Source organism: Cobetia sp. LC6 (genome assembly GCF_030264805.1).
Taxonomy (GTDB): Bacteria; Pseudomonadota; Gammaproteobacteria; order Pseudomonadales; family Halomonadaceae; genus Cobetia.
Genome location: NZ_JASSPL010000001.1, coordinates 144782 through 164120, shown reverse-complemented (window position 1 = coordinate 164120; position 19339 = coordinate 144782). Strand labels below are relative to the sequence as shown.

General features: G+C 63.9%; 16 protein-coding genes and 1 tRNA gene. 9 read left to right on the top strand and 8 right to left on the bottom strand.

Annotated features, from left to right (window positions below; translation table 11 throughout):
• Nucleotides 1-61 precede the first annotated feature (61 nt).
• Nucleotides 62-784: a ComF family protein gene (locus QQF40_RS00735; protein ID WP_285460141.1), complete on the bottom strand. Its 723-nt coding sequence runs from the start codon at nt 782-784 to the stop codon at nt 62-64.
• A gap of 309 nt (nt 785-1093) precedes the next feature.
• On the opposite strand from QQF40_RS00735, the gene bioB reads away from it, so the two are divergent.
• From bioB to QQF40_RS00705, 6 genes are all read left to right on the top strand, one after another.
• Nucleotides 1094-2272 (top strand): biotin synthase BioB, encoded by a 1179-nt coding sequence (gene bioB / locus QQF40_RS00730; RefSeq protein WP_285460140.1) that lies wholly within the window; start codon nt 1094-1096, stop codon nt 2270-2272.
• A 6-nt stretch (nt 2273-2278) separates the two neighbouring features.
• Nucleotides 2279-3640 (top strand): aminotransferase class I/II-fold pyridoxal phosphate-dependent enzyme, encoded by a 1362-nt coding sequence (locus QQF40_RS00725; RefSeq protein ID WP_487886066.1) that lies wholly within the window; start codon nt 2279-2281, stop codon nt 3638-3640.
• Nucleotides 3637-4440, top strand: coding sequence for an alpha/beta hydrolase family protein (locus tag QQF40_RS00720; protein WP_285460139.1), 804 nt, complete (start codon nt 3637-3639; stop codon nt 4438-4440). The genes QQF40_RS00725 and QQF40_RS00720 overlap by 4 nt, the downstream gene beginning before the upstream one ends.
• A gap of 1 nt (nt 4441) precedes the next feature.
• Entirely contained in the window at nt 4442-5308 is an 867-nt protein-coding gene (locus QQF40_RS00715; RefSeq protein WP_285460138.1) for a methyltransferase domain-containing protein, read from the top strand.
• A 58-nt stretch (nt 5309-5366) separates the two neighbouring features.
• Complete coding sequence (gene bioD, locus QQF40_RS00710) at nt 5367-6155, top strand: dethiobiotin synthase (RefSeq protein ID WP_175088270.1); 789 nt, start codon at nt 5367-5369, stop codon at nt 6153-6155.
• A gap of 99 nt (nt 6156-6254) precedes the next feature.
• Nucleotides 6255-6339 (top strand) — tRNA-Leu (locus QQF40_RS00705).
• Between the two features lie 270 nt (nt 6340-6609).
• On the opposite strand, the gene QQF40_RS00700 is transcribed toward QQF40_RS00705, so the two are convergent.
• Both QQF40_RS00700 and QQF40_RS00695 read right to left on the bottom strand, forming a co-directional pair.
• Nucleotides 6610-6876, bottom strand: coding sequence for a hypothetical protein (locus tag QQF40_RS00700; RefSeq protein WP_285460137.1), 267 nt, complete (start codon nt 6874-6876; stop codon nt 6610-6612).
• Between the two features lie 239 nt (nt 6877-7115).
• Nucleotides 7116-7502 (bottom strand): YnfA family protein, encoded by a 387-nt coding sequence (locus QQF40_RS00695; protein WP_352230709.1) that lies wholly within the window; start codon nt 7500-7502, stop codon nt 7116-7118.
• Nucleotides 7503-7673: 171 nt separating this feature from the next.
• Here QQF40_RS00695 and QQF40_RS00690 point away from each other — a divergent pair, with 171 nt between their 5' ends.
• Both QQF40_RS00690 and QQF40_RS00685 read left to right on the top strand, forming a co-directional pair.
• Nucleotides 7674-8126: a GreA/GreB family elongation factor gene (locus QQF40_RS00690; protein ID WP_175088272.1), complete on the top strand. Its 453-nt coding sequence runs from the start codon at nt 7674-7676 to the stop codon at nt 8124-8126.
• 221 nt (nt 8127-8347) lie between these two features.
• Nucleotides 8348-8893 carry an Mpo1 family 2-hydroxy fatty acid dioxygenase gene (locus tag QQF40_RS00685; protein WP_175088273.1) on the top strand — a complete coding sequence of 182 codons (546 nt, stop codon included), beginning with the start codon at nt 8348-8350 and terminating at the stop codon, nt 8891-8893.
• Nucleotides 8894-9038: 145 nt separating this feature from the next.
• Here the strand turns inward: QQF40_RS00685 and QQF40_RS00680 are convergent, their stop codons facing one another.
• The 5 genes from QQF40_RS00680 to QQF40_RS00660 all read right to left on the bottom strand — a co-directional run bounded on the left by QQF40_RS00680 (nt 9039) and on the right by QQF40_RS00660 (nt 15466).
• The gene (locus QQF40_RS00680) at nt 9039-10868 is read right to left on the bottom strand and encodes an acyl-CoA dehydrogenase C-terminal domain-containing protein (protein ID WP_175088274.1); all 1830 of its coding nucleotides are present in this window, start codon (nt 10866-10868) and stop codon (nt 9039-9041) included.
• A 293-nt stretch (nt 10869-11161) separates the two neighbouring features.
• Nucleotides 11162-12367, bottom strand: coding sequence for a uroporphyrinogen-III C-methyltransferase (cobA, locus tag QQF40_RS00675; protein ID WP_348994685.1), 1206 nt, complete (start codon nt 12365-12367; stop codon nt 11162-11164).
• Between the two features lie 247 nt (nt 12368-12614).
• Nucleotides 12615-13892, bottom strand: coding sequence for a serine--tRNA ligase (gene serS / locus QQF40_RS00670; RefSeq protein WP_176676351.1), 1278 nt, complete (start codon nt 13890-13892; stop codon nt 12615-12617).
• A gap of 132 nt (nt 13893-14024) precedes the next feature.
• Nucleotides 14025-14411, bottom strand: coding sequence for a fluoride efflux transporter CrcB (crcB, locus tag QQF40_RS00665; RefSeq protein ID WP_285460136.1), 387 nt, complete (start codon nt 14409-14411; stop codon nt 14025-14027).
• Between the two features lie 197 nt (nt 14412-14608).
• Complete coding sequence (locus QQF40_RS00660; RefSeq protein ID WP_175088277.1) at nt 14609-15466, bottom strand: hypothetical protein; 858 nt, start codon at nt 15464-15466, stop codon at nt 14609-14611.
• A gap of 360 nt (nt 15467-15826) precedes the next feature.
• Between QQF40_RS00660 and QQF40_RS00655 the strand changes: the two genes are divergently transcribed.
• On the top strand, nt 15827-19072 hold the full coding sequence (locus QQF40_RS00655; RefSeq protein ID WP_285460135.1) for an FAD-binding and (Fe-S)-binding domain-containing protein: 3246 nt from the start codon (nt 15827-15829) through the stop codon (nt 19070-19072).
• The last annotated feature ends 267 nt before the right edge of the window (nt 19073-19339 follow it).

Below are 19339 nucleotides of genomic sequence, written 5' to 3'. Positions count from 1 at the left end.
TGTGTCGGGCGGCTCGGTCGCAAGGCTCGGCAGGAGGGACCCTGCGTGTCGCGATTGCGGGTCACTGCGCACCGCGCAGGGCCAGGGGAGTCCGCGCCAGCACGCAGGCATCGACCTCACGGGCACCGGCTCGCAGACAGGCCTGAGCAAGACTGTCGAGCGTCGCGCCGCTGGTCATGACGTCATCGATCAGCAGCACGTGCTCGGGCAATAGGCCCTCGATGCCATAACGCCCACGCTGGGCCTTCAGACGCCCGCGCCGGTCCCGCAGGCGCTGATCCGGCGCTGCCCTGGCCTCCGCGACTGACGCCTCTTGCGGCATGCGTCTGTCTCGCACCCGCGCTCTATCCCGCGGATAGCCAGCAATGGCGGGGCTCAGCCCGCGACACAGTTCCGCCAGCGCATCATGGCCGCGCTGGCGACGACGATAGGCATCTGCCGGTACCAGCAGCACTGCGCCGTGAGGATGCGCCTGGCGCCACTCGCGGCAGAAGTGCGCAAGCTCCCGCTGCATGAGTTGGCGCAGCAGTCGCCCGGCGCGGCGCTGATGCTGGTCCTTGTAGCGCTGGAACAGCCCCGCCAGCAACCCCTCATAACGCAGCGGTGCAAAGCAGCGTGCAAAGGCGGGCGGTGATGACAGGCAGCGAGCACAGGCCTGCTGACTCAAGGCCAGTGAGGCGACAGGCTCAGCACAGTGCGGGCAGGCATGCTGATTGCGCGCGATTCTCGCCTCGCAGGCATCACACCACTCGCGGCGCGATGACAGCTCTCGCTCACGACGCAAGTGAGTCGGTGACAAAGGCAATGAACGGGGAGGTGAAGCTGAAGCGCTCTGTCGTTCGGTCACGCTAGGCATGGCTGTCGTCAGCTGACGCTGACAGAAGGCACAGGGTCGCGACAACTGCCAGTGGTCAACCAGCAGACTCCTCATCGTTGACAGCATCCGCGGAAACTCTATCATCTCAGTTAACCTGACTTTATTCGATGCGTTGACTGGCCACTTGCCAGCTCGGCTGCCGACTCCCAAACTCACTCACGGATGAGCGGCTCAGCGCGCTCTCGCTCTGCCCGCCTGATGAAGGACCTCAAGCTCATGACCGTAGAAGCCTCCCGCGTGACCACACAAGCCACGAATATCCCTGCGCCTGCCGATGACAGCGTGGTACGCCATGACTGGAGTGTCGCGGAAATCGAGGCGCTGTTCGCCCTGCCCTTCAATGACCTGCTGTTCCGTGCCCAGCAGGTGCACCGCCAGCACTTCGACCCGAATGCGGTGCAGGTCTCCACCCTGCTGTCGATCAAGACCGGCGCCTGCCCGGAAGACTGCAAGTACTGCCCGCAGTCCGGCCACTACAACACCGGCCTCGGCAAGGAAAAGCTGATGGAGATCGAGAAGGTGGTCGAGCAGGCGCGTGCCGCCAAGGACGCCGGCGCCAGCCGCTTCTGCATGGGCGCAGCCTGGAAGAGCCCACGTGAGCGCGACCTCGAGGTGGTCACCGAGATGGTGCGTCAGGTGAAATCGCTGGGACTCGAGACCTGCATGACGCTGGGGATGGTCGATACCGATCAGGCCAAGAAGCTCGCGGATGCCGGCCTCGACTACTACAACCACAATCTGGACACCTCACCGGAGTATTACGGCGAGATCATCACCACGCGCAGCTACAGCGAGCGCCTGGACACCTTGGCCAGCGTGCGCGAAGCCGGCATGAAGGTGTGCTCCGGCGGCATTCTCGGCATGGGTGAGACCACCACCGACCGTGCCGGCCTGCTGCGTCAGCTGGCCAATCTGGAGCCGCAGCCGGAATCGGTGCCGATCAACATGCTGGTCAAGGTGGCGGGCACGCCGTTGGAGAATGTCGATGACCTCGATCCCATCGAGTTCATCCGCGCCATCGCCGTGGCACGCATCATGATGCCGAAGAGTCATGTGCGCCTGTCCGCCGGCCGCGAGCAGATGGACGATTCCACCCAGGCACTGGCCTTCCTCGCCGGTGCCAACTCCATCTTCTATGGCGAGCGTCTGCTGACCACCGGCAACCCGCAGGCCAACCGTGACCGCGAGCTGTTCGAGCGCCTCGGCCTGCACCCGGAGACCCGCCAGGAAGTCGCCAGTGACGAAGTGCGCGAGGCCGCCCTGAAGGCCGCCATGGAAGAAAAGGCACGCGCCAATGTCGAGGGCAGCCTGTTCTATGACGCCACGCGCGAGGCAACGCCCGCCAGCAGCGAAGGCCAGGTTCGCGGACGCAAGCCCTGCGGCCTGGTGGTCTGATCGCTCGTGGCCACCGACACGCCCGCCAGCGCGCGCTTCAGCCCTCAGTCCAGCGCCAGCTTCACGCATCTGGAGGACCTGCTCACTCAGCGTGAGCGGGTCGGCCGCTATCGCCGGCGCCTGACGCTGGACTCCCCACAAGGGCCCCACGTCAGCCTCGCCGGGCAGGTAGCCGATGCAGAGGCGCGCCGGCTGCTCAACTTTACCGCCAACGACTATCTGGGGCTGGCCAACCACCCGGCACTGGTCGAAGCCGGCTGTCGCGCGGCGCGTGAATTCGGTGTCGGCAGCGGCAGCGCTCACCTGGTCAATGGCCACCAGAGCGCTCACCACCAGCTGGAGGCTCGCCTGGCCGAGCTGACCGGGCGGCCGCGCGCGCTGCTGTTCTCTACCGGCTTCATGGCCAATCTGGGCGTGATCGATGCGCTGGCGAGTGCTTCGCGCGAGGCCGGTCGCAGCCTCGAGATCTTCCATGATCGCCTCAATCACGCCAGCCTCCTCGACGGCGCGCGCCTGGCGTCCTCCGGCACCACTGCCGTACGCTCGCGTCGCTTCCACCATCGCGATCTTGAAGACCTCGAGCGTCAGCTGGCGCGCTCCCGCTCCAACGACAAGCTGGTGATCAGCGATGGCGTGTTCAGCATGGATGGCGACTGCGCCGATATCGCGGGCCTGAGCCAGGCCTGCGCCCGACACGGCGCCTGGCTGATGATCGACGATGCCCACGGACTGGGCGTGCTGGGCGAGCATGGCGAAGGCCTGGTCGGGCGCGCTACCCCGCTGGCTGACGTACCGATATTGGTCGGCACCCTGGGCAAGGCGCTCGGCAGCAGCGGCGCCTTCGTCGCCGGCAGCGATGCGCTGATCGAAAGTCTGATTCAGCTGGCACGCCCCTACATCTACACGACCGCGCAACCGCCGCATGTCGCCGCCGCTACCCTGGCGGCGCTGGAAATCGTCGCGCGCGAGCCGCAGCGCCGTGAGCAGTTGCAGGCTCGCGTGCAGCAGTTCCGTGAGGGTTGTACGCATCTGCTGGCGGGCAGTGGGCTCGCGCTCGGGCTGACGCCAGCCGACACGAACATTTCATCCTCCGCCCCGCTGACCCCGATTCAGCCACTGATTCTGGGCAGCGAAACACGGGCATTGGCCTGGAGCACGGCGCTGCGCAAGCGCGGCGTGCTGGTCTCGGCCATCCGCCCGCCCACGGTGCCCTCAGGCAGCTCGCGCCTTCGCTTTACCTTCTCCGCCGAGCACACTGCCGAGGATATCGCGGCACTGCTTGAGACTCTCGAAGCGGTACTGGCAACGGAAAAGGCCCAGCCCCGCTCGGTTTCCCCAACCATCAGCTCAGAAGGAGTCACGCCATGACGCTGACTCGTCTGGTGCTGTTCAGCGGCTGGGGCATTGATGCACGCATCTGGCAGCCCTTGATCACCTGCCTGCATGCACGCCTCGCTCACGTCACTGAGACGGATGATGAAGCTGAAAGGCACCCGCTGGAAATCATCGCGCCGGATTGGCCAGAAGAAGGCCCGCAAGCCGAGTCACGGGCAGGCGCAGAACCGTCCGCCTCGCACGCCTCACTGGGCGGCGCCGACACCCTGTGGCTGGGCTGGTCGCTTGGCGCCCTGCGGGCCGAGGCGCTGGCGAAGGAGCAGGCGCCGGCCGCCCTTGTCTCGCTGTCCATGGGGCCAAGCTTCATCGATCAGGCCGCAGCTGAGCAGATGATTCCCGCCCTGGCACCAGAGGTGCTGGAGGACTTCCGTAAAGCCTACGCGCGCAACCCCGCGGCCAGCTGGCAACACTTTCTGCGCTGGCAGGCCAGTGGTGAGACCTCTGCACGTGACTGCCTCAGACAGTTGCGCGAACTGATCGGACGCCACCCCGTCAGTTGCGAAGCAGTGCTGGCGGCAGGACTATCGGAACTGGCCAGTCGCCAGATGTCGCTGGCGCCTCCATCAGAGTTACCGCTCGAGTTCTGGCTCGGCAAGCAGGACCCGCTACTGGCGCCGGGCCTGAGTGCAGCGCTGCGCGCGCAGGGCCAGGTGGTTGCCGAATTCGAGGGGGGCCACTGCCTGCCATTGAGCGCGACCGAGGCACTTGCCGATGCCCTGCTCGCGCGCATGGGCCTCGCCACACACGCCACGCACATCAGCGAGGAGGCCTGAGATGTCGATAGCCGTCAGCGTGCCGCCTACTGAACCTGCAACGCCCCCGCTCACGCCTGCACTTGCGCCTACCCCGAGCCGCCAGCAGATTGCCCGCGCCTTTGACCGCGGCGCTGCCGACTACCTCACTCTGGCGCAGGCGCAGCACGCCATGGCGGCCACCCTGTTCGCGTCGCTCCCTGAGCAGCTGCCGCCCGCCGCCCGTGTGCTCGACCTCGGTTGTGGGCCCGGGCATTGGACCCTCGAACTGGCGCAGCGCTACTCTGAGGCTTGCTGTATGGGACTGGATCTTTCGCTTGAGATGCTGCGTGAAGCCGTACGCCAGACAAGCGAGCTTGCGAGTGGCAGCCCTGAACGTCTGCACTGGCTGCGCGCAGATGCCGAGCGCCTGCCACTGGCCGATGCGAGTCTGGACCTGGTGTTCTCGAGCCTGGCCGTGCAATGGTGCGATAGCCCTCGGCAATGGCTCGTCGAACTGTCACGTACCTTGAAACCCGGCGCTCGAGCGCACATCAACACCTTGGGGCCCGGCACTCTCAAGGAAGTACGCCACGCCTGGCAGCGCGCAGATGAATCCGTGCGTCACTTCCCCAGCGCCGCCCACCTTGCACGCCATGCCCAAGCCGCCGGGTTGCGCTGCCACTGGCAGTTACGCCCGCGGGTATTTCACTATCCCGATGTCGCCGCGGTCATGGCCTCGATCAAGGGCATCGGGGCGCAGACCGCCACTGGCCGGCGCCTGACACGTGCCGAGGTGCAGCAGGCCAAGGCGCGACATGAAACGCTACGTACCGCAAAGGGGTTGCCTGTAAGCTATCAAGTCATTGAACTTGTGCTCGAAAAACCGCTCAGAATTGCGTGCGGATAACACTGATACTTTGCTTGAAGGCAATTACCTGCCTCGCTCGGATACAATGAAAACTGATATGAAAACCGCGGACAGCTCGACACGGGACACTGCTTTGCCTGCACGAGGCGAACATGGCATCGCCGCCTTCGTGACCGGCACCGATACCGAAATCGGCAAGACCTTCATCGCCAGCGCCCTGCTGGCACGTGCTCGCCTGCGCGGCCTGACCACGCTGGGCCTCAAGCCCGTGGCCTCTGACTGCTTCGAGAATCACGACGGCCTGGTCAACGCCGATGCCCTGTCATTGCAGGCACAGTGCGAACCGGAAGCCGATTATGAAAGCATCAACCCCTGGCGCTTCGCGCCAGCCATCGCGCCGCATATCGCCGCGCGTCAGGTGGGCATCAAGCTCGAGGTGGCGAAAATCGCGGCGCATGTGCGAGGCCAGCGGACGAGTGCACCGCGCGACCTGCTGCTGGTGGAAGGTGCTGGCGGCTGGCGGGTACCGCTGAACGATGATGAGGATTTCTCGGACCTGGCCATCGAACTGGGCTTGCCGGTGATTCTGGTCGTCGGCCTACGCCTGGGCTGCATCAATCATGCGCGCCTGACACTTGAAGCCATCGAGCGCGATGGGCTGGAGATCGCCGGCTACGTCATCAACCATCTGGAAGCGGATATCGAGGTCAGCGAAGACAACATGGCAACCTTGTCACGCACGCTGCGGGCTCCCTGCCTGGGGGTCGTGCCGTGGATGTGCGATGAAGACCTCTCCAATACACGCCACGCCGCCGAGCGCGCCGCCAGCTATCTGCAACTGCCCTGCGGGCTGGAATCACGTAGCGAGCATGTTATGGCGAAGTGAAGCGCTGAAGGCGCGGCGCAAGACGGGAAAATTCCGGTGATAATCGATACAAGCGATTGACTTGAAAGGCATCACGGGTAAAATGCAGGCCTGCTTCTCGCGGAAGTGGTGGAATTGGTAGACACGCCAGATTTAGGTTCTGGTGCCGCAAGGTGTGGGGGTTCGAGTCCCCCCTTCCGCACCATCAGCATACTCTGCTGATGTTCCCCAGCTGCCTCGCGCAGTCAGCAAGTTCTCCCGCTTTTGTCTATTGTGCATGCGTCGTGTCATCTGATGCCTTCTGCACCCATAATCCTTGTCAGTACCTTCCCGTCGGTTGCCATATCCGCTTCGCGCCCGCGCTCTGCGTCAGTCTGCCTTGCACACAACCTGCTCTACTCTCTCCTGCTTTGCGTCCTCTGCCTTGCGCCCTCCGGACAATCCGCGGTGCGGCATTCGTGCGTTTCGACGAACCTCAGCGTCGTCTTAGGCTGTCCTGCAGGTTGGCCAGACTGACACGCGCCTGATCCATCAACAGCTGGCGCTCTTCACGGTCATGATGCGCGGCATGCGCCGCGGCGAGTTGCAGGTTCACGTATTCGATCCCGCTGGTGACGCGATAGAACTCGCGACGCGAGGCCACCTGGCGAAAAGCATCGAGCAGCGAGGGATCAAGCGCCAACCACTCACCACGCGCAACGTCTGGCTCCGCCTCCACCAATGCCGATAGCAGTGGTTGCACGGCCTGATTCCATTCCTCTCTGCGCGGCCGCCAGCGACCGAGCCAAAAGCCGATGAAACCGCCGATGCCAAGGCCGCCCAGCCCCCATAACCATTCCCACTGCATGCTGGTGCCTCACTGCGTCAGATCGAATCCCGAGGGTCATTGCCTCATCCTGGCGCAGTATACCCAACAATGAGCGCTCTCATGCTCAACGACCGACTTATTTAATAAAATCCTAATAAAAAAGACATCTACGCTCATTGCGCACGGGCGCCCAGCACGATGATGGCGCTGCCCGCCAGGCAGACCAGTGTTCCCAGCAGGTCCCAGCGACTGGGCAATTGCTGCTCGACCAGCCACAACCACGCCACGGACGCGGCGATATAGACACCGCCATAGACGGCAAAGGCGCGCCCGGCGTGACTGACGTCGACCAGTGAAAGCAGCCAGGCGAACAGCGCCAGGCTGAGCATGCCGGGAATCAGCCAGGCGGGGCTGCGTTCCAGTTTCCACCAGGCCCAGAAACTGAAGCAGCCAGCGATCTCGGCGAGCGCCGCCAGCGGATATATCCAGAGAATCGACATCGATGAGTCTCGTGTGAGAGTGGCAGCCTTGGGTGACAGCGCCATTAAAGTTGTCGGCATCAGACGACTCCCGCACCCCGTCAAAAGCCGCTAGGATTAATTAGCGGACAATCCATGGACAATCACGGCCGATGGATTTCCTGTCCGTCTCTCCATATTGCCCAAGCCAGGATTGGCGCCGTCTTGCTGCGCATGATATCGCGCAGTGACTCGATAACAAGGAACCCCACGATGACTCGGCAACGACTGATCATCAACCGCCTGGACGCTGACCGCCTCCAGCGCCTGATCGACGCTCAGCAACACGATGATGAGCTGTCCCTTCGCCTCGAAAGCCGCCTGATCCAGGCAGAGATCGTGCCCCCCGATGACTTCCCCGAAGACCGCGTCAGCATGCGTAGCCGCCTGCGTCTCAAGGGGTCGCGCTCCGGCGATAGCGAGCTGACACTGCACTATCCGACCCCGGAGGATGGTGAGTGCATGCCCCTGCGCAGCCACCTGCCACAACCTGAAGAGCAAGAGACCTCACTGGCACTGTGCATCATGTCGCCGCTGGGCATCGCGCTGCTGGGAATGGCGGTTGGCGAGCAGATCACGCTACCCCGGGAAGATGGCCAGAGTGACGTCATCCGCCTGGAAGCCATCCTGCATCAGCCGGAAGCCTGCGGTCAGTTTCACCTCTGAAGGGCCAGGGCCACTTGTTTCACGCCTGAAAAACGCCGGACTCGATAGTCAGCTCCGTGTTGACACAGGCTGGCAGCTTGGCAATACGCTACGCTGACAGGAGTCAGCAGGGTTGCCGGACCCTGCTGGCTCACGCCATTGCTCCTTGACATAACACGCCATCGTTCCCGCTGCGCACTTGCGCATGCGGGCATTTTCAATGTCTGTCTGGAGAATGCCTCATGAGTATATTATCGCACCCTCATGTCAAGACAGCCGCTCACCGGCGTCTGCATGAAGCACTCGAGCACTACGCGGCCAGCCATCAGCATCGTGAAAACATCCGTATGCACCTTGTCTGCGTGCCTGTCATCTTCACTGCCAGCTTGATTCTGCTGTGGAGACTGCTCGGGGGGCAGGGGCTATCGAGCGAACCGGGGCTGGGTCTATGGATACTGCCCGGTGGCGTGGTCACTCTGGCGGTCCTGGCCGTCTATGCGCGCTTCTCTCTCAGGGTGCTTGGCGTGATGGTCGCCTGGACTCTGGCAAGCCTGGCGCTGATGTTCGTGATGCTCGGGCTCAACTGGCCGGTGACACCCATGATGCTGGCAGCCTTCGTGGTCGCCTGGATCGGTCAGGTCGTCGGCCATCGTATCGAGGGCCGCAAACCGGCCTTCCTCGATGACCTGCGTCAGCTGCTGATCGGCCCGCTGTTCGTGCTGGTCGAGCTGTTCCCCGCCATGCGTGACTGGCTGCTGAAGCAGGATGAGCCCACCGAGCGGTCATGAGCGGCCAGTGGGCATGCAAGCTTGCCGACACGGCCCGATGGACAGGGATTCCGACAACACAAAAAGCCCAGCGACCTGACACGGTCGCTGGGCTTTTCATATGACGCTACTGACGGTCACGGTGGCTTGTGACTTGTGGCTTGCGTCATTGCTCCGGCGCGAAATCCTCGAGGCTGAAGGCCATCAATGGCGCGGCGCCAGCACTGATCTGGGCTTCCAGGGCGACGGCGCGCGGGAGCACGCGTGCCACGAAGTACTCCCCGAGCGCCAGCTTGCGGCGATAGAAGCCCTCACCACTGGCCCCCGCTTGCGCCAGTCCACGCGCCGCAGCACGCGCCATGCGTAACCACAGGTAGCTGTAGACACACAGCCCCGCCAGATTGAGGAAGTCACAGGCCGCCGCGCCCAGCTCTTCCGGATTGTCATCGGCGCGGGCCAGCAACTGCTCGGATACTCGCTCCAGACGCGCAAGCTCCGTCTCGCAGGCCTCGGCGAACGGGCGGGACTGGGCATCGTCGGCCTGCTGATCAAGCTCGGCTCGCACCAGGGCGGCAAAGCTCGCCACATGAGCGCCACGATTGCGGTAGAGCTTGCGCCCGACCAGATCCATCGCCTGAATGCCGTTGGTACCTTCGTAGATCATCGCGATGCGTGCATCGCGCACGTACTGCTCGGCGCCCCACTCCACGCAGTAGCCATTGCCACCATAGAGCTGCTGCGCCATGACGGTGGCATCGAAGCCACGGTCGGTCAGCAGCGCCTTGGCGATCGGCGTCATGAATTGCACCAGCGCATCCGCGTCGGCCTTCACCGCGCCATCGGCGTGATATTTGACGCGGTCCAGCTGCTGGCCCACGAAGACGGCAAAGGCGCGCCCGGTCTCGTTCCAGACGCGCACCTCAAGCGCCATGCGGCGCACGTCAGGATGCACCAGAATCGGGTCGGCCGGCTTGTCGGGCGCCTTGGCGCCTGTCGGTGCCCGGCTCTGCAGGCGCTCGGCGGCGAAGTCCATCGCGCTCTGATAGGCCACCTCGCCCAGCCCCAGCCCCTGCAGACCGATGGAGAGGCGCTCGTAGTTCATCATGGTGAACATCGCCGCCAGCCCCTGATGCGGCTCGCCGATCAGTACGCCTTCGGCGCCGTCGAAGTTCATCACGCACGTCGCGCTGCCCTTGATGCCCATCTTGTGCTCGATGGAACCACAGCTGAGCGCATTCGGTGTCGCCGGCTGGCCGTCGGCATCAAGCAGGTGCTTGGAGACCAGAAACAACGAGATGCCACGCGTGCCCGGCGGCGCATCCGGCAACTTGGCCAGCACCAGATGCACGATGTTGTCGACCATGTCGTGCTCGCCGCCGGTGATCCAGATCTTGGTGCCGGTGAGACGATAGCGCGGCAGCCCCAGCAGCGGGTCATCGCCCTCGAGGGGTTCGGCACGGGTGCGAATCAGGCCGAGATCCGTGCCGCAATGCGGCTCGGTCAGACACATGGTGCCCAGCCAGTCGCCGGCATACATGCGCGGCAGAAACACCTGCTTGACGGTCTCCGGGGCGTGACTGTCCACCGCCAGACAGGCACCGGCATTGAGCGCCGGATAGAGCGCGAAACTGGTATTGGTGGCGTAGAGCATCTCTTCAAAGGCCACGGTGAGCATCTTGGGCATGCCCTGACCACCGTATTCAGGATTGCCGCCCAGCCCCATCCAGCCGCCTTCGGCGAGCACCCGATAGGCCTCCTTGAAGCCCTTGGGTGTCGTGACGTGTCCGTTCTCGAAGCGCGCGCCCTCGGCATCACCGCTCAGGTTGAGCGGCAGCAGCTCGGCCTGCGTCACGCGCGCACCTTCCTCGAGAATCGCCTCGGCCAGCTCGACATTCACCTCTTCGGTGGCTGCCATGCTCGCCCATTCCCGCTCGGCGGCGAACACCTCATCGAGAATGAAGCGTGCATCCTTGAGTGGCGCCTGATACTTGGCCATATCACTGTCCTCACTGACTCATGTGCTTAGGGCTTTCGCGAAAGACTTGCCTCTCACCCCGTGATGAACGACGGGTTTCGCTCAGCAGAATTCAAACGATTGCTTGAAACAATAGGCGCAATCAGATGCCACGTCATCTCGACCTTGGCCCAAGAGCCGCCCGGCCATGCGCCAGCACGATGATCAGGCCCGCGATCACCAGCCCAACAACGCAAGACGCCGCCCCGGGGTTACCGAGGCGGCGTCTGGTCACTGCTCATGTCGCTGCTTTCAGCGCTTTCGCTACGGTCGCTCTAGATCGATACCACATTGGCCAGCGGCGTCGGGTGCTTGCCATCTTCCCATCCCAGGCTGCTGTTGGCATTCGGCGAGAACCACTTGAGCGAATCGTGCAGCTTGACCACATTCCCGACGATGATCAGCGTCGGCGGCTTGAGGCCCTGACCGGCGATCTGCGCCGGCATGTCGGCCAGCGTTGCCACATGCACACGCTGACGCGCGGTAGTGCCCTGCTCGACCAGCGCGATCGGCGTGGACGCCGCCAGACCATTGGCGATCAACTGCTCGCAGATCAGACCCAGGCTGCCAAGCCCCATGTAGAAGACCAGCGTCTGGGCCGGACGCGACAGCGCCTCCCAATCCAGGTCACAGCTGCCATCCTTCAAATGGCCGGTGACGAAGCGTACCGACTGGGCGTGGTCGCGATGGGTCAGCGGGATACCCGCGTAAGCCGCGCAACCGGAAGCCGCCGTGATACCCGGTACCACCTCGAAACTGATGCCGGCGCCGGCCAGGGTCTCGAGCTCTTCCCCGCCGCGTCCGAAGATGAAGGCGTCACCGCCCTTCAAGCGCACCACGCGATGCCCGGCGCGGGCGTAATCCACCAGCGCCTGATTGATGCCTTCCTGGGGCACGCTGTGATCGCTGCGCGCCTTGCCGACGTACAGGCGACGCGCCTGTGGCTTGGCCAGCGCCAGAATCTCATGACTGACCAGGCGATCGTGAATGATGACATCGGCCTGCTGCAGATGGCGCAGCGCCTTGAGCGTCAGCAGCTCTGGATCGCCCGGCCCCGCGCTGACCAACGCCACCTGGCCATGCGTGCCCGTGAAGCGGTCCTCCTCCTTCACGGGCAACACCGCCTCGCCTGCCACCAGGCGCGGCGGCAGGCGAACGCTGGAGTCCCGGGGGTGGCTAGGCGCGAACACCATCACGTGCTGCTCGCGCGCATGACGCAGGATGCCGCGATCGCGCCCTTCGCTGCCGGTGGCGACCAGCCATAGCTGGCCGGGGGCCGGCACGGGCAACAGGGTATCGGCAACCTCCCAACCTTCACGACCACACAGGGTCTCCAGCATCGGCATGCGGGCATCACCGTAGACACACAGGTCCGCACCGAGGCCGGCGAAACGCTCAGCCAGCGCGACAGCCTCCTGGCCGCCACCGATCAGGCACAACTGGAGTCGTGAGGGGTCACAGGAGAGATTGAGAAATTCCATGGGGCACATCCACAAACGCGGCGAGGCTGGGGAGCAGCCTTCGATGGGTCGCATTTTAGAGCATAAAAACCACTCTCTAAAATAACCAATAAGAATAACAACCCTGATGCTACGTTGTAGTCACGCAGAGGGGGCAATGAGTGGTGTGATCGGGCAAGGACGCTATCTCCGCGATAAACGAAGGCCCCCGCTTTCATGGGAAAGCGGGGGCCTTGTCGCGAGAATCCACCACGGCGATTCACGCACCTCAGACGTTGATGGTTTCCACTCCACCCATGTAGCCACGCAGCGCCTGCGGCACGCTGATGGAGCCATCGGCGTTCTGATGGTTCTCCAGCACGGCGACCAGGCAACGGCCCACGGCCAGGCCGGACCCATTCAGGGTATGCACCAGCTGCGGCTTCTTCTGCCCTTCGACACGCACACGCGCCTGCATGCGGCGCGCCTGAAAGTCACGGCAGTTGGAGATGGAGGAGATCTCGCGGTAGGTCGCCTGGCTCGGCAGCCAGACTTCCAGGTCGTAGGTCTTGGCGGCGGCAAAGCCCATGTCGCCGGTGCACAGGGTCACGGCACGGTACGGCAGTTCCAGCGCCTGCAAGATAGCTTCGGCGTGGCCACGCATCTCTTCGAGAGCTTCGTCGCTCTTCTCCGCCGCGACGACCTGTACCATCTCGACCTTGTCGAACTGGTGCTGGCGAATCATGCCGCGGGTATCACGGCCATAGGCACCGGCTTCACTGCGGAAGCACGGGGTATGGGCGGTGAACTTGAGCGGCAGACTGCCGGCGTCGATGATCTCGTCACGCACCATGTTGGTCAGCGGCACTTCGGCGGTCGGGATCAGGAAGAAATCACGATCGTCGTTGAGCTTGAACAGGTCTTCCTCGAACTTGGGCAGCTGGCTGGTGCCCATCAGGGAGTCGCGGTTGACGATATAGGGTACGTAATATTCTTCGTAGCCATGCTCCAGCGTCTGCTTGTCGAGCATGAACTGGACCAGCGCACGGTGCAGGCGCGCGATGGAGCCATGCATCACGGCGAAGCGTGAACCGGTGATCTTGACCGCCAGCTCGAAGTCCAGCTGGCCCTTGAGCTCACCGAGGTCGACGTGATCGCGCACGTCGAAGTCGAATTCACGCGGCGTGCCCCAGCGGTGCAGCTCGACGTTGTCGCTTTCATCAGCGCCTTCCGGCACTTCGGCGTCCGGCAGGTTCGGCAGGCTGGCCGCCATGGCGTCGGCCTTGGCCTGCAGCTCATTGAGCTCGGACTTGGCGGCGTCGAGACGCTCGCCCAGATCACTGACTTCTGCCAGCAGCGGCGCGATGTCTTCGCCGCGTGCCTTGGCATTACCGATGGACTTGGAGCGGGTGTTGCGCTCGTTCTGCAGGGATTCCGTCTCGACCTGCAGGTCACGGCGGCGCGCTTCCAGCGCGGCAAAGGCTTCGGTATCCAGCTGATAGCCACGACGTGCGAGGCGCTCGGCAGTCGCTTCAAGATCAGCGCGCAGAAGTTTCGGGTCCAGCATGTGGGAAGGCTCTCTCGTCGGATCACTCAGGCCGCATCGCGGCGCGGAAAGGTTATGCGCAATAGTCTACCTCAGCCAGGCCCTGCTTCGCAGCCGCCCAGGCGACAGGATTGGCGCGCGCAGCGACGGGAATCACAGCAGGACGCGTGCGATCTTCATGCCCAGCGCGACCATGCCCAGACACGCCACCACACTGACGGCGACATAGACCAGCCCCGCCAGCATGCGTCCACTCATCATCAGATTGAGCGCCTCGAGGGCAAAGGTGGAGAAGGTGGTGAAGGCACCGGTGAAGCCGGCCACCATGATCGCCTGCCAGACGGGGGCCAGCTTGAGTTCCTGGGTCACCCAGATGAACAGGAAACCCATCAGGCAGCTGCCGATCAGATTGACACCAAGGGTCCCCCACGGGAAACCACGCCCGGCGGCGCCGACGATCCAGCCACTGACAAGATACCGGCCCAGCGCCCCGATGGCACCGCCCGCTGCTACTGCCAACCAGGTTCCCATGTTTCGCATCTGCCTCATGTCATGAGCCGCCAACGGCTCATCTAGCTGTCCATATAAAAGATCATGCCTCAGGCACACCGCCATATCCGAGGCATGTCATGAACTGCCAGTGTAAGAAAATCACGGCATGCGGGGAACTCGGGACATGGGAAAGGCGAGTTCAACAAAACATGACTCGCTGCCCGAGATGATCGACAGCGCTGGAATCAGTTCAATTCGCTTCTCAGCCCCTCCAGCACTTGCTGCCATTGACGATGAGCACCTTCCTTGCCCCCTAGTTGCTCAAGTCCGCGTGCCGTCCAGGTGCCAGGTGTGCCGATGCGCGAGGCAAGCTCACCCGGCGGGGTATCGGGGTGGGCTTCCATCAGCGCAAGGGCATCACGCATCTGGGTCATCAACAATTGGCGGGCCTGAGGCCCGGTGATGCCCGGGACAGTCTGGAACCAATCAAGCAACGCCTGCTGTTGGGCCAGCTGCCAGGCATTCATGCAGACTGCCAGCATGCTGGCCTCGAAGGCGGCCTCTTCATTGAAGGCAACCGCTTGCCGGACTGCCGGACCGAGCAGATCTCGCGTGAGTGAGTCTTCCGGGTACAACGTGAGAGCACTCTGCCCCTCGGACACTGCCAGCCCCGTCATCACCCGTACGACTCTGGCCGGTGCAAACCAACGCTGCAGGTCAGTTAGTGAAACTCCGGCCGCCATCACCATCAGGTGATGATCCTTGCTCAGAGCGCGATTTTCACGCAGTTCCATGGCCAGCGCTTCCAGTTGCTGCGGCCGCACGCCGACCAGCACGCACAGGCTGGCTTCGCACACCGCAACATTGCTTACGTGCCGGATGGCACCGAAGCGCCAGCCCAGTCGGTGACTGCGCACGTCATTGCGTGGCGAGAGATGAAATTCCAGTTCATGCCGCGAACGTCCTTCACGCTGACAACCGCGCGCCAACGCGACCAGCAATGACTCCGCCAACTCCCCCACCCCCAGCACTCCCAATCGCGTGGGCGGCTGGCGAGACTCGCGATGACAGGTGGAGGTCGAGGAATAGGTGGACGATGTCATAAGCTAACTCCTGATGACTCAGCGGAAGGGGGAAGACAGCTTCAAGGAAAGAAGCAGAGGGGATGTGGCGTGACAGTCTGCCTTGCGATGCCAACGGTACCACTGAAGCGGCGACTGACGCCTGACAATCGCCCGCAGCATGTGCACATCGCCCCCCCCCTTGTGGCTTGGATTCTGACGCACACACCTTGATTTTATGACTCCTCACAGCGTAGTCATTCCTCACTCCTTTCACCTGAATTCCCGTCTCGCGAGTGATGCAATGCCGCGCTGGGCTGGGGCCACACGCCCAGCTCAGGTAAGCTTAGGCCCATTGGCCCTGGATGCCTGCCTGACGCGACTCACTGCCCGAGCGAGATCATGACCGAACGCCTGCTGGATATGCCCGCCCCCGTCGATTCCCTCTATCTGGACTTCCTGGCCGCCCTGCGAGATGCAGGCTTTGCCGGTGACATCAGTCCGGACTACGCCAACCGCACCGTGTTGTCGACCGACAACTCGCTCTATCAGGTGCTGCCTCAGGCCGTGGTCTACCCGCGCCATGCCGAGGATGTCCAGCGCATCGCGCGCCTCTCCCACGAGCCACGCTTTTCGGGCGTCACCCTCGCGCCACGCGGCGGCGGTACCGGTACCAATGGCCAGTCACTCAATGACGGCGTGCTGGTGGATGTCTCGCGGCACATGAACCGCATTCTCGAGATCGATGTCGAGAACCGTCGCGTGCGCGTCGAGGCCGGCGTGGTGAAGGACCAGCTGAATGCCGCGCTCAAGCCGCATGGCCTGTTCTTCGCGCCGGAACTCTCGACCTCCAACCGCGCCACCATTGGCGGCATGATCAATACCGATGCCTCCGGTCAGGGCAGCTGCGAATACGGCAAGACGCGTGACCACGTGCTGGCGCTCGACAGCGTCCTGCTCGACGGGACACGACTGACGAGCCATGCCATCGACGGCGCCGAGCTCGAGACACTGTGCGCGCGTGAGGATCGCGTCGGTGAGGTCTACCGCACCGCACGTGCCATCGCCGACGAGCGCGCCGAGGAAATCGCCGACATCTTCCCGCCGCTCAACCGCTGCCTGACGGGCTACGACCTCGCCCACCTGCGCGAGGCCGATGGTCGCTTCAACCTCAACAGCCTGCTGTGCGGCGCCGAGGGCACGCTGGGCTTCGTGGTCGAGGCCGAGCTGAATGCGTTGCCCATCGCACCCTGCTCGACGCTGATCAACCTGCGCTATGCAAGCTTCATGGACGCACTGCGCGACGCCAAGGCGCTGATGGCGGTCGAGGGCAATCGTCCGACTTCCATCGAGACGGTGGATGACACCGTGCTCAACCTCGCCATGCAGGACTTCGTGTGGGACAGCGTCGAGGAATTCTTCCCGGCCAGCGCCGAGGGTACACCGGCCATCGGCGGCATCAACCTGATCGAATTCAATGCCGACAGCGAAGAGGTACTGGATGCCAAGGTCCGCGCCTTCAGCGAGCACCTGGCCAGCGATATCAGCGTCGAGCGTCTCGGCTTCACCGAAGCCCGCGGTCGCGCGCAGATCGGTCGTGTCTATGGCATGCGCAAGCGCTCGGTGGGCCTGCTGGGCAATGTCGACGGCGAAGCCCGCCCGCTGCCCTTCGTCGAGGACACCGCCGTTCCGCCGGAGCATCTGGCCGATTACATCGCCGAATTCCGCGCCGCGCTGGATGCCCGTGGCCTGCGCTATGGCATGTTCGGGCATGTCGATGCCGGCGTGCTGCACGTGCGCCCGGCGCTGGACATGAAGGACCCCGCCCAGCAGGCGATGATCCGCGAGATCTCCGATGAGGTCGCCGCCCTCACCCACAAGTACGGTGGCCTGCTGTGGGGCGAGCACGGCAAGGGTGTGCGCTCAGAGTACTCGCCACGCTTCTTCGGCAGCCTCTACGGTGCGCTGCAGGATGTGAAGGCGGCCTTTGACCCGCACAATCAGCTCAACCCGGGCAAGATCGCCTCCCCGCGCCTGCCAGTGGCGCTGGTCGACGACGCTGGCAAGCGTGACGCTGGGGCCAGCGAAGGGAGCAGCGAAGAGAGCAGTGAGAGCGACAAGCGTGATCACGCTGACAGCGCCGTCGAGGCCTTCGACCCCCGCTTGATGCGTATCGATGACGTGACCATGCGCGGCGATCTCGACCGCCATATCGATGAGCGCGTGTGGCAGGAATACGCCAGCGCCGTCTACTGCAACGGCAACGGCGCCTGCTATAACTACGACCCCAATGACGCCATGTGCCCGTCGTGGAAGGCGACCCGCCAGCGCATCCACTCACCCAAGGGACGAGCCAGCCTGATGCGTGAGTGGCTGCGCCTGGAAGGCAACGCCGGACGCGACGTGATCGCCGAGGCCCAGGCTGCGCGTACGCCAGGCTTCAAGGGCACCGGCATGTGGCTGGCACGTCTGCCGGCGCGCCTCAGCGCCTCGCTCAAGGCGCGGCGTACCGGCACCGCACAGGCTGAGGGTCAGTCTGACGCCAACTTCGATCAGCAGGTCTACGAAGCGATGTCCGGCTGCCTGGCGTGCAAGTCCTGCGCGGGCCAGTGCCCGATCAAGGTCAACGTGCCCGATTTCCGCAGTCGCTTCCTTGAGGTCTATCACCATCGTTACCAGCGCCCACTGCGCGATTACCTGATCGGCAGCCTCGAATTCGTGCTGCCGTGGGCCGAGCGCGTCACACCGCTGTATAACGGCCTGCTGTCCAATCGCCTGGTCAGTCGTCTGCTGGAAGGCCCGATCGGTATGGTCGATGCGCCGCGCCTGTCACGTGCCAGCCTGCGCAGACAGCTCAAGAGCTGGGGTGTGTCCGAGGCGACACCTACCCAGCTGGGCCGTCTGACCGAATCTCAGAAGGCCAGAAGCGTGATCCTGGTGCAGGATGCCTTCACCAGCCACTTCGAGGCCCAGCTGGTGATCGACATCATCGAGCTGCTGTCGCGACTCGACATCCATGTCTTCGTCGCGCCCTTTGCCCCCAACGGCAAGCCGCTGCAGGTACAGGGCTTCACCGGCGCCTTCCAGCGTACCGCGCGTGCCCAGGCCGAGCGTCTCAAGGCGATCGCCGACTTCGGCGTGCCGCTGGTCGGCATCGACCCGGCGATGACCCTGACCTACCGTCAGGAGTACGTGAAGACCCTCGGCCCGGACGCCGTGCCCGACGTCCTGCTGCTGCAGGAATGGCTGATCAGCCTGCGCAAGCTGCTGCCGGTCGGCGTCACCAAGACGGTGCTGGGCAAGATGGACCCGGGCATGAAGCTTCTGAGCCACTGTACCGAGAGCACCAATGCTCCGGGCTCGGCCAAGGCCTGGCAGCAGGTCTACTCAGCCTTCGGCCTCAAGCTCGAGACCATCGCCACCGGCTGCTGCGGCATGTCCGGCACCTACGGCCACGAAGCGCGCAATCTCGAGACCTCGCGTGCCATCTATGACCTGTCGTGGAAGTCCGTGGTCGAAGACGACGCCAGTCAGGGCAAGCTGGTCGCCAGTGGCTATTCGTGCCGCAGTCAGAGCAAGCGTTTCTCGGGCAGCCAGTTGCCGCATCCGCTGCAGGCATTGCTGCCGCTGCTGCGTCGCGCCCAATGAGTGATGGCATCTGCCCGATGCCATCACGTGGGTACGATAGAGGAAGGAAATGAGGAGAGCGCGATAAGGCAACGCGACGTTGCATACCACGGAATCAATCGCTAGGCTGCGCCCTTTCGGCCTGCCACGCGGCACCTGAGTGGCGCCTGCCCCCTGCTTCAAGCCTGTGCAGACAAGCAGAAGCAAGGGCCACTGACAGACGGCTGAGACACAACGAAACGATGAGCGGTGACCGCAACAGTGGCACCGCTCATTTTCGCTGACTCC

Excerpts from the sequence above, each read along its gene's own strand:
- bioB (WP_285460140.1), top strand. The coding sequence starts at position 1,094 with ATGACCGTAGAAGCCTCCCGCGTGACCACACAAGCCACGAATATCCCT.
- QQF40_RS00720 (WP_285460139.1), top strand. The coding sequence starts at position 3,637 with ATGACGCTGACTCGTCTGGTGCTGTTCAGCGGCTGGGGCATTGATGCA.
- QQF40_RS00715 (WP_285460138.1), top strand. The coding sequence starts at position 4,442 with ATGTCGATAGCCGTCAGCGTGCCGCCTACTGAACCTGCAACGCCCCCG.
- bioD (WP_175088270.1), top strand. The coding sequence starts at position 5,367 with ATGAAAACCGCGGACAGCTCGACACGGGACACTGCTTTGCCTGCACGA.
- QQF40_RS00695 (WP_352230709.1), bottom strand. The coding sequence starts at position 7,502 with ATGCCGACAACTTTAATGGCGCTGTCACCCAAGGCTGCCACTCTCACA.
- QQF40_RS00690 (WP_175088272.1), top strand. The coding sequence starts at position 7,674 with ATGACTCGGCAACGACTGATCATCAACCGCCTGGACGCTGACCGCCTC.
- QQF40_RS00685 (WP_175088273.1), top strand. The coding sequence starts at position 8,348 with ATGAGTATATTATCGCACCCTCATGTCAAGACAGCCGCTCACCGGCGT.
- QQF40_RS00680 (WP_175088274.1), bottom strand. The coding sequence starts at position 10,868 with ATGGCCAAGTATCAGGCGCCACTCAAGGATGCACGCTTCATTCTCGAT.
- cobA (WP_348994685.1), bottom strand. The coding sequence starts at position 12,367 with ATGGAATTTCTCAATCTCTCCTGTGACCCCTCACGACTCCAGTTGTGC.
- serS (WP_176676351.1), bottom strand. The coding sequence starts at position 13,892 with ATGCTGGACCCGAAACTTCTGCGCGCTGATCTTGAAGCGACTGCCGAG.
- crcB (WP_285460136.1), bottom strand. The coding sequence starts at position 14,411 with ATGCGAAACATGGGAACCTGGTTGGCAGTAGCAGCGGGCGGTGCCATC.
- QQF40_RS00660 (WP_175088277.1), bottom strand. The coding sequence starts at position 15,466 with ATGACATCGTCCACCTATTCCTCGACCTCCACCTGTCATCGCGAGTCT.
- QQF40_RS00655 (WP_285460135.1), top strand. The coding sequence starts at position 15,827 with ATGACCGAACGCCTGCTGGATATGCCCGCCCCCGTCGATTCCCTCTAT.